Here is a 12692-nt window from a genome sequence, read left to right as displayed (position 1 = left end):
CCGCTCCAGCGTCTCGCCGGGTGTGAGACCGTTTTCACCTGATGCTCGCGCCGAGTGTCTAGCCATCCGGGCGCACCTTCGTGTAAGAAGGCATGATGGTGCTCATCTCACTTACTTCGCAGATTTCTAAGATGCTGGGGGCGATACCAGGGACCAGCGGCATCAGGCGCAAGACGCCGAGCGAGGCCACCCCCGCGAGCGCTCTCCCAATCCCACGATAGTTTTTCAGGCGAGCAGTAGTTCGATAAAGCCGTATACAAGAACGTTTCGAGATGGTATCTTAAACTTTGCCACTACTCGACCTTGAGGCTGGGACCCAGCACCGAAAGGGGGACCATCATGGTGTTTTCCTGTGCACGAATCGTTGGGCTTTGCGCAGTTCCTCTGATGACCGTTGCCTGCATCGGCGCAGAGATCGACGAAGAATCGGAAGAGCTGGTCGGGGAGGACCAGAGCGCGATCATCAGCGAGAACGGCAACCTGCCGAACGCGCTGCAGGCGAACGGGCTGAACTTGAACGGGCTGAACCTGAACGGGCTGAACCTGAACGCGCTCAACCCGGCCTCGCTCAGCACGACCGCGCTCGCGTCCATCAAGAATCCGGGGCCGAACGGCGCGCTGTCGAGAGAGCTCATGCGCTACCTCGTGAGCTGTGCGCTGCGCCCGGACCAGACGTTCTCGTTCTCCTGGACCGACAGCGCCGGGGTCGTCCACACGGAGGCGTACCGGGGCGATCTCGGGATGGCGCACTGGTGGGCGACCGGTGGCATCGCGAACGATACCTATGTACAGCGTCAGATCACGGCCTGCATCGCCGCGCGGACGAACTGGTACGGCACTCATGTGACAATCTCCCTGCGCAACTCGGAGTCGTCGATGTCCTCGTCGCCTTCGGAGCGCGCGGCCTATACGGTGAGGGAGGGGGCGTTCTGGGGAAACCTGTTCGCTTCGGCGCCCTACGTGCGGGCCTGCTACTCGCCGACCGGCGTGGCGCGCGCGCGCCAGCTGCAGCGCGACTGTGCGGCAGGCCACCTCAGCGTCGACCCCGCGACCGGGGCCACGACCGTTCAGCAGTGCGGTCCCATGACGATCGTGGGCTCATGCGATGCGGTGTGCAACAGAGTGGACACCAATGCCGGCTTCTATGCCGGCTGTCTCGAGAACCCCGCCACCTCGGCGTGGGTACGCACGGACGTGGTGGTCACGTCGTTCTTGACCCCGTAGGGTAATGAATGCGTTCGGAAGCCCTGCCAGGCGAAGCGACGGAACGCGCGGCCTTGAAGGCCGCGCGCTGCCCGGCCTGCGGACGGCGGAACCAGGGATCGTGCCCAGAGTGCGCGCCGTCTGAGCGGCGGCTGCCCGGCGAGTCGAGCCCCCCGGACATCACCGCGGTCGTCCCGGTGTCGCTGCCGCGGTTCGCCGGCTACTGGACCCGCAGGGTGCTGGGGCAGGGCGGCTTCGGCTTCGTCTTCGAGGCCGAGCCCGAGGACGGCGGGCCGCCCGTGGCCATCAAGCTCGCGCGCGCCGACCGCCGCGGCGCAGGCGCGCAGCTCCAGCGCGAGATCGAGGCGCTCTCGGCCGTGGGCGCCCCCCACGCCCCGGCCGTGCACGCCTCGGGCACGCTGGACGACGGCTCTCCGTACGCGGTCCTCGAGCGCATCGCGGCGCTCACGCTCGCCGCGCGCCTTGCGTCGCGCCCTGCTCCGCGGGTGGAGGAGGCCGCGCGGCTCGGGCTCGCGACGCTCGCGGCCCTGGAGGCGGTGCACGCGCGGGGCTACGTGCACTGCGACCTGAAGCCCGAGAACCTCTTCGTCGATGGCGCGGGGCAGGCGACGATCATCGACTTCGGCATCGCCCGGGTGGTGGGTCGCCTCGGCGATGCGCCGGACGACGACCTGGGGATCGGGACGGCGGAGTACATGGCGCCCGAGCAGTCGGCGGGACGGGCAGACCTGGACGCGCGGGCGGACATCTACGCGATGGGCGTGATCCTGTACGAGCTGTTCGCGGGGCGGCCGCCGTTCTGGGGGCCTCGCGCGGCGGTGCTGGAGGATCACAAGAGCCGCAGGCCCCCGCGCCTGTCGTCGCGCGTCGCCGTGTCCCAGGCGATCGAGGACGTGGTGCACCGCTGCCTGGCCAAGGAGCGCGGCGAGCGGTTCGCGAGCGCCACCGAGCTCCGCGCCGCCCTGGAGCGCGCGCTCGGAGACGAGCTCGCGCCCAGCGAGCGCGAGGGGCCGCGCTCCGAGGCAGGCGCCGAGCGGCGCGCGGTGGGGCTCCTGTTCTTCGAGGGCGCGGCGGACCGGATGGCCGTGCAGCGCCGGATCCGCGCGCTCGGCGGCGAGCTCGCGCACGCCTCGGGCTCGCGCTACGTGGCCGTCTTCGGGCACGAGGGCGCGGCGAGCCCCGCGCGGCACGCGCAGCGCGCGGCCGACGAGCTGCTGCGAGGAGGGCTGTGCGCGCGGGTGATGATCGACCTGTCGCCCGTGTCGGTGCAGGTCCGGCCGGGCGGGGCGAGGCGCTTCCTGAGCCCGCTCTTCTCGCGCGCCGACCGCTGGCCGCCCGCTTCCGGCCCGCTGGGCGCGTTCCTCACGCCCGCGGCCGTGGCCGCGCTCCCCGAGGCGCCCCTCGCGGCGGGAGACCAGCGCAGGCCAGGGCGCCGGCCCGACGAGCAGGCGCGCGACGAGGACGCGCGGGAGACGACGAGCCCCGACGCGTTCATCGGCCGCCGCGACGTCCTCGATCAGCTCCTGCGCAGCGCGGATGAGGCGCTGCGCCTCCGGCAGCCCACGGTGGTGTCCGTCGTCAGCGAGCCCGGCTACGGCAAGAGCCGGCTGTTCGTCGAGCTCGGCAAGCAGCTCCGGGCGCTCCTGCCGCACGCGCAGCTCATCGAGCTGCGCGGACAGGAGCCGACGAGCGGCGTGTCGGACGCGACGCTCCACGAGCTCGTGCGCGAGGCGCTCGACGTGGGCGAGGCCCCCCCGCAGAGCGGCGTCCGTGCGGCGCTCGCGGAGCGGCTCGGTCCGGCGCTTGGCGACGAGCTCGGCTCGGGGCTGGCGATGGCGCTCGGCTGGGTGGATGAGCGGACCGGCGGCGAGCTCTACCCCGACCTCAAGGCGCTCCAGGCCGCGCCCGGCGCGCTGCGCTCGGCGCGCGTGCGGGCGGCGGGCGAGTGCCTGCGCCGGCGCGCGGCCGCCGCGCCGGTCGTCGTCATCCTCGACGACGCGCACTTCGCCCAGGACGCGACGCTCGCGGCGCTTGAGTACGCGGCGCTCGCGGACGCGTCCGCGCCGCTGTGGATCTGCGCGATGGGGCGCCCCGCCTTCGCGGAGGCGCACCCGTCCTGGGGCGAGCGGGCCGCGCGGCGCGAGCGTGTGCGGCTCGAGCCGCTCGATCCGGAGAGCGCGCGGGCGCTGTGCCGGCGACTGCTCCTGCCCGCGCGCGACGTGCCGGAGTCGGCGATCGAGCGGCTGCTGGAGCGCTCGCAGGGGGTGCCCCTGCTGCTCGTCGAGCTCGTGCACGGGCTCAAGCGAGAGGGGATCCTGCGGCGGCACCCGCGGGGCGACGCGTGGTACCTGGCGACCGATGAGCTCGATCGGCTGCCCGTGCTGCCGCTCATCGACCCGCTCGCGCAGAGCGAGATCGCGGCGCTCGGGGCGGCGCTCGGGGCGCACGCGCGGCTCCTCTCGCTGCTCGGCGCCGAGGTGGTGCTCGACGAGATCGCGGGCGTGCTGCGCCTCCTGGATCGGCGCGGCGAGGGCGAGGCCTTCCCGCTCGACGCGCGCGTCGGGACCGAGCGCCTGCTGACGGCCGGCGTGCTGGCCACCGATCGGAAGGGCCGACTCGGCTTCCGCCATGCCCTCGTGCGGGAGGCGATCGCGCGCGGTGCCGACGACGCCGAGCGGCGGCGGATTCACCTGGCGGCGTACGAATACCACCGCGACGCGGCCCACGAGAGCCCGGAGCAGCGGCGGTTCAAGATCGCGTCCCATGCCGCCGAGGCGGGCCTCGCGGAGGTCGCGGAGGAGGCCTATGTGGAGCTCGCCGAGCGGGCGCGGGCGCGACACGCCTACGTCGAGGCGGAGCTGCACTACAGCCGGGCGCTCGCGCAGCCGGCCGAGGACCGCGGCGCGCGGCGCAGGGCAGCGTACCGGGGCCGGGGGCTGATGCGCTACCGGCTGGGGCGCTACCACGACGCGCTCGGCGATCTCGGGCGCGCGCGCGCGATGGCGGTCCTGGAGGGCAACGTGACCGAGCAGATCGAGATCCTGCTCGACGAGGCCACGGTGCTCGACTGGATGGGCGACTACGGGCAATTGGGGGAGCGGATCTCGGCAGCGAAGGCGCTGGTTGTCGGCGAGCTCCCCCCCGCGCTCGCGGCGCGCCTCACCATGGGGGCGGCTCTCGCCCTGCACCGGGAGAGCCACGAGGAGGAGTCCGCGCAGGAGTTCGAGGCGGCCGCGGCGCAGGCCGAAGCCCTGAGCGACGAGGGCTACGAGACGCTGGTCGTGTCGCTGATCGTCCTCGGCTTCATCTACCAGGGGCTGGGCAAGCTGAACGAGGCAGGGGCGGCGCTGGATCGGGCGATACAGATGTGCCAGGCCCGTGGCGATCTCCTGCACCTCGGACCGGCGATCAGCAACCGGGCACTCCTGCGCGCATGCCTGGGGGACAGCGAGGGGATGATCCTGGATCTCTGTCGCCTGCTCTCCATGTCGCGTGAGCTAGGTCTCGGGACGATGGAGCTCGTGGGGGAGTACAACCTCGGCGAGTACCTTTACCTGATGGGTAACCTGGACACGGCGATGCCGCACGCGGAGCGGGCCGTCGCGCTGGAGCGTCACCTCCGAGGGGACGAGGCGCGGCCGGTCGTGGAGCTCCTCCTGGCGCGGCTGCTCCTCTACAAGGGCGACGAGCACAGGGCGCGGGAGATCATCGAGGCGATCCAGATCCAGCAGGCGAAGGCCGTCGCGGAGGGGCGCGAGGGCATGGGGATGGTCCCCTCCGAAGAGGTGCAGTGGTCGATGATCGACCTGGCGACGCGGGACGCGAGCGACGAGGCGTGGGACGAGCTCGAGGAGCGATCGGCGCGCTTCTCCGTGGGGCAGGAGCAGATCGAGCTCATCGAGGCGCGGGCGCGCGCCCTCTCCCGGCGCGGCCGCCACGAAGAGGCGCGCGCGGCGCTCGAGCGGGCGATCGAGGTGGCGGGGAGGATCCCCAACGTGATGCGGGAGCGGCTCGAGCGGCAGCGAGGCGCCTAGCGGCGCCGTTCAGGCAGACAGGACTCGTTCATGAAGAACACCGACGAGAAGCCGCGCAAGCCCCGCGCGAACGCGAAGAACGGGCCGTCCGCCGGGGCGGCGCGCCGCGAGGCGGCCGGAGGAGCCGTCGCGGTCGTCGCGCCGGGGAGCTCGCAGACGAGCCCGGCCGTCATCGCGTTCCTGCGCGAGCTGGACCACCCGCTGAAGCAGGAGATCGAGGCCCTCCGTCAGATCATCCTCGGCGTGAGCCCGGAGATCCGTGAGGAGATCAAATGGAACGCGCCGAGCTTCCGCACGACGGAGCACTTCGCGACGTTCAACTTGCGCACGAAGGACCGCGTCCGGATCATCCTCCACACGGGAGCCAAGGTGAAGGGCACCGCGACGAAGGGCGTCGAGATCGCGGACCCGGCGGGCTTGCTGGAGTGGCTCGCCAAGGACCGCTGTCTCGTGACGTTCAGCGACAGCAAGGATGTCCGTGAACGGCAGGCGGCGCTGGAGGCCATCTTGCGCGCGTGGATCCAGCTGGTGTAGCCCTGACGCGGAAGGGGCCGGGGGCTGCGCCTACCGCTCTGCGACGTGGGCGACGTCGTGCGGGGCATCGAACACCTCGCGGACCTCAGCGGCCGTGCCGTCGCCGGCCACGCGGAGGAAGCGCTCGCCCAGCTCGACAGCCGCCTGCCTGGACGCCACGTCGACCAGCACGAACCCGGCGACGAGCTCCTTGGCCTCGGCAAAGGGGCCATCGATCACGCTGACCTTGCCCCCCGAATGTCGAAGGCGCGCGCCGGACGAGCTCGGCTTGAGCCCCTCGGTCGCGACAAGCACGCCGTCGTTCTTGAGCTCTTCGATGAGCTGCCCCATCTCGGGTAGCACCATGCACGCGGGAGCGGCAGCCTCGGTGTCCGCATCGGCCTTGAACATGATCATGTATCGCATGGTGCGTGTCTCCTGCATGAAGTGCGCGACCCGAGCCAGGGTAACATGTCCGACCCGACCCGGGTTGGCAGCTCGACCCGACCACCCCACCCAGGTTGGCGGCAGCCGGGCAAGCGACCCCCGGGTGGGTAGGCGACGCGAACCGATCCATGTGCGCGGCGGTGGCCCTCAGAGATCGAACCGGGGAATCACGTGCCCGCCACGCCCCACGCCTCCGCGAGCGCGCGGATGCGCGCATGCTCCGGCACGCCTTCGAGGAAGCTGCGGCGCAGCGGGGGTGACTCGATGGCGTCCGCCTCGGCGCGCAGCTCATTGAAGGCAGCGGCGAGCGCTGCCCTGGCCGCGGCCTCGTCGCCGCAGGCGTCGAGCGCCTCGGCCCAGGCGAGGTGCACGAGCGCTTCATCCTCATCGAGACCTCCGACGCGCGTCACGATCTCGATCGCTGCTCGCGCCGCCGCGAGCGCCTCGAGGGCGCGCCCTTCTCGGAGCAGGGCGTGAGCGAGGGTGGCGTGCGCGATGGACTGCGTTGCGGGGTACGCCCGCGTCTCATCGATCGCGGTGGTTGCCTGCGCGCACGCCTGTGCGAGATCCCCGAGCTCGATCAGAGCTTGCGCGAGCAGAACTCGAGCTTGGCCCATTTGCCTGCCATCGCCGACCGCTCGCGCCTCCTCGATGACCCGGGCTGCCGTCGTCCTTGCCGCGGCGCTCTGCCCCCGCGCCACGTCGATATGCCCTAGATGGATAGTGGCCGTATTGGTCACATAGGAAAGGTCGAGCTGGATCGCGACGCGCTTCGCCTCCTTGAGCGTCGACTCTGCTGCTTCGTAAGCACCGAGCCGCCTCTGCGCCACGCCGAGGGCCGTGCGCGTCAGGCATGCGTCTCGCAGCGCGCCATCGCGCTCGTAGGCCTCCCATGCAGCCTCGGAGAAGCGCAGGGCGAGTTCGGGTCGGCGGGGCGGAAAGCACGCTGCTGCGCTCTTCGTCAGGTAGATGTGCCCCGCCAGGCCGGGCTCCAGATGCTCGGGCTGCACTCCAGCCATGACTCGCTCGAGGGCTACGGCCGTGGCGTGGCGCCCAAGATCCCGTAGCGACACGGTGGTGCTGTACCATGCGAGGAGGAACTCCCGGTCGAGCGCCGCGCCCTTCCGGTCGCGCGGCAGCAACGATGCCACCGCCTCGATCTGTTCCACCTTCCCGAGCGCCCCGCTCGCCCAGGCGAGCATCGCCAGGGCGGTGTGGGCAGCTCTGCTCCCCGCGGGCACCAGGGCCACGGCGCTCTTCGCTGCGCGCTCCGCCTCGGCGAACGTGCCCCGCCAGTTGTGCACGGTCGCCGCGAGGGCGTGGAGTCGTCCCGCGGCCTCGCCTTCCGGCGCGCAGGCGAACGCCCGCTCCACCCGGGCGAGCGCGCCGTCGAGATCGCTCGCCTCCAGCGCCTGCTCTGCCGCGCGCTCGTAGTGCCGGGCGGCCTCCGCGAGCGCCTCGCCATGCTCGAAGTGCTCCGCCAGCACGAGCGCGTCGCGCTCGCCGGCCTCCTCCAGCCATGCGCCGGCGAGCCTGTGGCCGAGCCGTCGATCGACGTCGGTCAGCATGCTGTAGGCCGCCTCGCGCACGAGCCCGTGACGGAAGGCGAGCTCCTCCTCGCCGGCGAACCGTGGTTCGGGACGCCGCACGATCCATTCGCGTCGCTCCAGCGCCGCGAGCCGCGCGCCGAGCGCCGCGCCTTGCTCCTGTTCGAGCCCGAGCAGGCGCGCCGCCGCGCCCTGCCAGAACACCTCTCCAAGCACGCTTCCAGCGCGCAGCAGCCGCCGCTCCTCGGCGTCGAGATCCTTGAACCGCGCCTGCACCATGGCCAGGACCGTCTCCGGCGCTTCGCGCGCGTCTCGGCCCTCCACGGTTGCGCGCACGAGCTCCTCGACGAAGAACGGATTGCCCGCGGCGCGCTGGACGATCTCCGTCACGTGATTGTCGTCGGGGTGATCGCCCAGCGCTGCCCTCACCATGCGCTCGCAGGCGCGGCGAGGCAGCTCGGGCAGCCCGATCTCCATCGCGCCCCGATCGGCCCAGAGGGCGGGGAAGGTCGCCCGGACCTCGGGCCGCGCCAGGGCGAGCACCATCAGCGGCCGCTCCAGGAGCTGGCGCAGCGCCGCGTCGATGCATTGCACGGTCGGGACGTCCCCCCAGTGCAGGTCCTCCAGCACGACCAGCACCGGGCCTGCTCGGCACTCGGCGTCGATGAAGTCCACCCATGCCCGGCGGACCTGGTCGCCCATGAGCAGCGGATCGCGCCGCGCCGCGCGGAGCTGTACGCGCGCCTCATCCGGGAATGGTGTGCCGACCATTTCGCCCAGGAACTCGGTCACCCGCTCCCGGAGGGCCGGCTCCACATGCCGGGCCACGCGTGCGGCGAGCTGCTCGCGGCGGCGCTCGAGGGGCTCGCCGTCGACGAGGTGCGCTGCGCGGCGCACCACCTGTCCGAGCAAGTCGAGGGGGGCCCCTACGCGTGCCGGATCCGCCTGCGCGACCCAGATCGTGACCGGCTCGGCGCGTGCCCTGAGGCGCCGCACGAGCTCCAGGCGCAGGCGCGACTTGCCCATCCCCGCCGCCCCCATGACGAGCCCCGCCCGCGCGCAGGGCTCGCCGGCGCATTCGTCGAACAGGTCCTCCAGGGCACGTAGCTCCCGGTCGCGCCCCACGAACGGGGTGGGCTTGCCGAGCAGGGTGCGCGCCTCATCGAACGGGTCACGCTCACCGAGGACCGCGTGCGCCCGAGGCCCCCGCACGGTCTCGAAGCCCGGCCCGAGAAGGGTGGCCGTGACCGCATCCACGAGCACCGAGGCCTGCGCTTCCGGCGCGCCGTCGACGCCGCCTGACAGCCCGGCGTCGACGTCGACGAGCAGCGCTGACGCGCGGTCGATGACAGGGCCCACAGGCTGCCCACCTCCCAGCGAATCCCAGCCGGTGGCGACGGCCAGGCGGGTCCCGGGCAACAGCTTCCGCAGCGCGAGACCGCAGCGCACGGCGCGCGCGGCGAGATCGGTCGGCGGCGCTGCGTCGATGAGGATCGCGGCGACCCCGCCGTCCTGCAGCGGATCGAGGCGGCCGCCGTGCTCTGCCGCCGCGCGGCGTAGGTCCGGCAGCAACGGCGTAGGCACGGTCGGCATCGCGGCTTTCCCGCGCGCCTGGAGCGTGGCGGCCTCGGCGCACGCCCCAGGGCCCGTGGCGGCTGGAGGCGGGGCCTCCACCCTCGCCAGGACGACGCTGACGAGCCCTCGCTCGCGGCGCGTCAGCGCGGGTGGAGGCACGGTCGTGCGCTTCGGCGAGCGCGCCGCGAGCGCGCTGGCGGCCATGGCCGCGTCCTCCGGCCTGTCTCCGCGCTCCTTGGCCATGAGCCACGCGGTGAGCACGTCAATCGCCTCTGGCACCTCGGCGCGCAGCGCGCTCGGCCGGGGCGCGTCCTCGAAGAGCACCTTCACGAGCACCGCGAACGCGTGCTCGGCCCAGAAGGGGGGCTGGCCGGTGAGGCACTCGAAGAGGATGCAGCCGAGCGCGTACACGTCCGCGCGCGCGTCGATGTGCAGCTCGCCGCGGACCTGCTCGGGAGCCATGTAGGCCGGCGTGCCGAGGGCCTCGCCGGGCTCGGTGAGGCCGCCGGTCGCCGCCGTGTCGCGCGCGATCCCGAAGTCGAGGATCTTCACCAGGTCGAGCCGGCCGCCCTGCAGGAACAGGTTTGCCGGCTTCAGATCGCGGTGGATCACGCCGCGCGCATGGACCAGCGCCAGCGCCTCGGCCACGCGGTGGACGAGGGCGAGCCCCTCGTCGACGTCGAGCGGCCCGCGGGCGAGCCTCGCGGCGAGGTCCTCACCCTCGAGCCACTCCATGGCGAGGTAGTGCTGTCCCTGCTCCGAGACGCCGTGGGCGACGTGGCGCGCGATCGCCGGGTGCCGCAGCTCGGCCAGGAGCCGCGCCTCCCGCTGGAAGCGCGCGACGAGCTGCGCGTCCGAGCTCCTCAGGAGCTTGAGCGCGACAAGCGCTCCGTCTTGCCGATCGCGCGCTCGGTAGACGTCGCCCATGCCCCCGCTGCCAGCGATGCGCTCGAGCTCGAACCGGCCGCCGACGAGCTTCTGCGGACCCGCGCCGTGCACGCCGAGATGGTAACGCTGCCGCCGTCCGGCACACTACATCAGAACGACACAGGCAGCGCGGCAGGCCCGCGCACGATGAGGCTCGGCCGTATCTGGATCGCCTCCGGCGCCACCTTGAGCGCCAGGTCCGGCATCCGGCGGAGTATCGTCCCGATGGCGATCTGCCCCTCGAGCCGGGCGAGCGGCGCGCCCAGGCAATAATGGACACCCAGGCCGAACGCGATATGCCGGTTCGGCTCGCGCGCGAGGTCGAGCCCCTCCGGCGACGGCGTGAGCTCCGGGTCGCGGTTCGCCGACCCGAGCACGACGACGACCACGTCCCCCTTCGGGATCACCGCGCCCCCGAGCTCCACGTCCTCCCGCGCGAACCGGAACGTCGCCGTCTCGACGGGGCTATCGTAGCGCAGCAGCTCCTCGATCGCCGACCTCATCAGCGACGGGTCCGCCCGCAGCTTCTCTCGCTCGGCCGGGTGCGTGAGCAGCGCCAGGATGCCGTTCGCGATGAGGTTCACCGTCGTCTCGTGCCCCGCGATGAGCAGCAGGAACACCATCGAGAGCAGCTCCTTCTCGCTGAGCTTGCCGGCCCCCTCCTCCTCCACATGAACGAGCGCGCTCAGCAGATCCTCCCTCGGGGCCCTGCGCCGCTCTTCCACCATGGCGAGGAGGTAGTCCTTGAACTCCTTGATCATCCCCCCCACGCGCTCGACCTTCTCCCGGGTCGGCACCCCGCCGATGACCGCGTCCGACCACGCCCGGATCCGGTGCCTGTCCTCGACGGGGACGCCCAGCATCTCGGCGATGACGATGATGGGCAGCGGGAACGCGTAGTCGGCGACGATGTCCATCTCCCCTCGCTCCTGCACGTCGTCCAGGAGGCCGTCGGCGATGGCCTGGATACGGCCCCGCAGCCCCTCGACCAGCCGCGGCGTGAACGCCTTGTTCACGATCGCCCGGAGCCGCGTGTGGTCCGGCGGATCCATGTTGAGCATGTGCCGCTCGAGCAGCATGCGCTCGCCGTCCGCGCCGAACAGGTCCACCCCGATGGCTCTCCAGTCCTTCACGAGGCGCTCGTCCTTCAGCGCGGCCACGCAGTCCTCGTAGCGGGTGACGAGCCAGAGGACCCGCCCGTCCGGCAGCGTCGTGCGGTGCACGGGCTCCTCCGCCCGGAGGCGGGCATAGATGGAGTACGCGTTCGACTTGAACTCTGGGCTCGCGAGGTTCACCGGTTCGATCGTGGGCATGGTCCGTTTCCTTCCTGGCGTTCTCGGCGGTCTGCAGGAACACAGGAGATGTCGCCGGCGCCCCTCTTTATTCCCTGGGTCTGTCGGGCTCGTTGCTTCTGGCGACGGGCTCGTGACAGGCCATGAAGCTGCCGCGCTGCGCACCCGGGCTGTGGTAAGATCATGGCTCACCGGCGCGAGCGCGGACATACGCCGAGCGGGCCGCCGTCTCCCCCGCCGGCCGCGCCGCGCGGGCGCTATCCGCTCCTGAGCCAGCCCTGCTGCAGCGCGTAGCGGACGGTGTCCGCGCGGCTCTTCAGCCCGAGCTTCTCCATCGCACGGACCTTGTAGGTCTCGACCGTGCGCGCGCTCAGGTCGAGCCGGGCGGCGATCTCCTTGATGGCGTGCCCCTCGGCGACCATCCGGATCACCTCGCTCTCTCGCTCGCTCAGGTCGGCGCCCGCGCCGGCGTCCCCGATCGCCCGGCCGGCGACGCTCGACAGGACGTGCGCCGCCATGGACGGGTCGAGGTACACGCCCCCCTCGGCCACGGCGTGGATGGCCCGGACCAGGTCCGCGGCCCTCGCCAGCTTGATCACGTACCCCGAGGCCCCGGCCTGCAGGACCGGCTGCACGTTGGTCTTGTCCTCGTAGCCCGTCAGGGCCACCACCTGGACCGCCGGGCGCGCCTTCTTGATGCGCGCTGTCGCCTCCGCCCCGCCGAGCTTCGGCATGGAGATGTCCATCAACACGATGTCTGGCTCGACCTGCGTGACGGCCTCGACCGCCGAGAGCCCGTCCGCCGCCTCGCCGACGACGGTCATGTCGGGTTGTGCCTCGATCAACGCCTTCAGTCCGTCGCGCACGATCGGGTGATCGTCGACCAGGAAGATGCGGAGCTTGGTCATGCGCTATCTCCATCCGGGCCGGCCGCTCGCAGACACGCGAGCCCCTGGTGCGGAGTGTGGGATGCGCGTGTCTCTCCAGCCTCCATCAACACGGGCGCCACCCTAGCACGGCCTCACCGCTCACTCTCAGGGGATCCCTTCTTGATCTTGAAGGGGGGGCCCGAGCGATCGCGAGCGACGTACGGAAAGACCCGCCGGGTGTCCGTGAAGTGCGGGGCCCGCGCC

General features: G+C 72.1%; 7 protein-coding genes. 3 read left to right on the top strand and 4 right to left on the bottom strand.

Translation table 11 applies throughout. The annotated features are described in order from the left end of the window. Nucleotides 1-387 precede the first annotated feature (387 nt). The 3 genes from WMF42_RS25150 (at nucleotide 388) to WMF42_RS25140 (ending at nucleotide 5792) form a co-directional block, all read left to right on the top strand. Nucleotides 388-1224: a hypothetical protein gene (locus WMF42_RS25150; RefSeq protein WP_437685228.1), complete on the top strand. Its 837-nt coding sequence runs from the start codon at nucleotides 388-390 to the stop codon at nucleotides 1222-1224. A gap of 176 nt (nucleotides 1225-1400) precedes the next feature. Continuing rightward, on the top strand, nucleotides 1401-5258 hold the full coding sequence (locus WMF42_RS25145; protein ID WP_437685227.1) for a protein kinase domain-containing protein: 3858 nt from the start codon (nucleotides 1401-1403) through the stop codon (nucleotides 5256-5258). Between the two features lie 30 nt (nucleotides 5259-5288). Continuing rightward, a complete protein-coding gene (locus WMF42_RS25140) occupies nucleotides 5289-5792 on the top strand; it encodes a DUF1801 domain-containing protein (protein WP_437685225.1) in 504 nt (167 codons plus the stop codon). A 30-nt stretch (nucleotides 5793-5822) separates the two neighbouring features. Here WMF42_RS25140 and WMF42_RS25135 read toward each other — a convergent pair whose 3' ends face one another. From WMF42_RS25135 to WMF42_RS25120, 4 genes are all read right to left on the bottom strand, one after another. Further along, nucleotides 5823-6197: a YciI family protein gene (locus WMF42_RS25135; protein WP_061605382.1), complete on the bottom strand. Its 375-nt coding sequence runs from the start codon at nucleotides 6195-6197 to the stop codon at nucleotides 5823-5825. A gap of 188 nt (nucleotides 6198-6385) precedes the next feature. Further along, on the bottom strand, nucleotides 6386-10339 hold the full coding sequence (locus WMF42_RS25130) for a protein kinase domain-containing protein (protein WP_437685222.1): 3954 nt from the start codon (nucleotides 10337-10339) through the stop codon (nucleotides 6386-6388). A gap of 38 nt (nucleotides 10340-10377) precedes the next feature. Further along, nucleotides 10378-11580: a cytochrome P450 family protein gene (locus WMF42_RS25125; protein ID WP_061610462.1), complete on the bottom strand. Its 1203-nt coding sequence runs from the start codon at nucleotides 11578-11580 to the stop codon at nucleotides 10378-10380. Between the two features lie 236 nt (nucleotides 11581-11816). After that, entirely contained in the window at nucleotides 11817-12467 is a 651-nt protein-coding gene (locus WMF42_RS25120) for a response regulator (protein ID WP_437685220.1), read from the bottom strand. Between the last annotated feature and the right edge of the window lie 225 nt (nucleotides 12468-12692).

This window comes from Sorangium sp. So ce176, assembly GCF_051519835.1.
Lineage (GTDB): Bacteria > Myxococcota_A > Polyangia > Polyangiales > Polyangiaceae > Sorangium > Sorangium cellulosum_G.
This window is presented reverse-complemented; position numbering and strand designations above follow the sequence as displayed.

Coding starts and splice junctions, on each gene's coding strand:
- WMF42_RS25125 (WP_061610462.1), bottom strand. CDS start 11,580: ATGCCCACGATCGAACCGGTGAACCTCGCGAGCCCAGAGTTCAAGTCG.
- WMF42_RS25140 (WP_437685225.1), top strand. CDS start 5,289: ATGAAGAACACCGACGAGAAGCCGCGCAAGCCCCGCGCGAACGCGAAG.
- WMF42_RS25150 (WP_437685228.1), top strand. CDS start 388: ATGACCGTTGCCTGCATCGGCGCAGAGATCGACGAAGAATCGGAAGAG.
- WMF42_RS25135 (WP_061605382.1), bottom strand. CDS start 6,197: ATGCGATACATGATCATGTTCAAGGCCGATGCGGACACCGAGGCTGCC.
- WMF42_RS25120 (WP_437685220.1), bottom strand. CDS start 12,467: ATGACCAAGCTCCGCATCTTCCTGGTCGACGATCACCCGATCGTGCGC.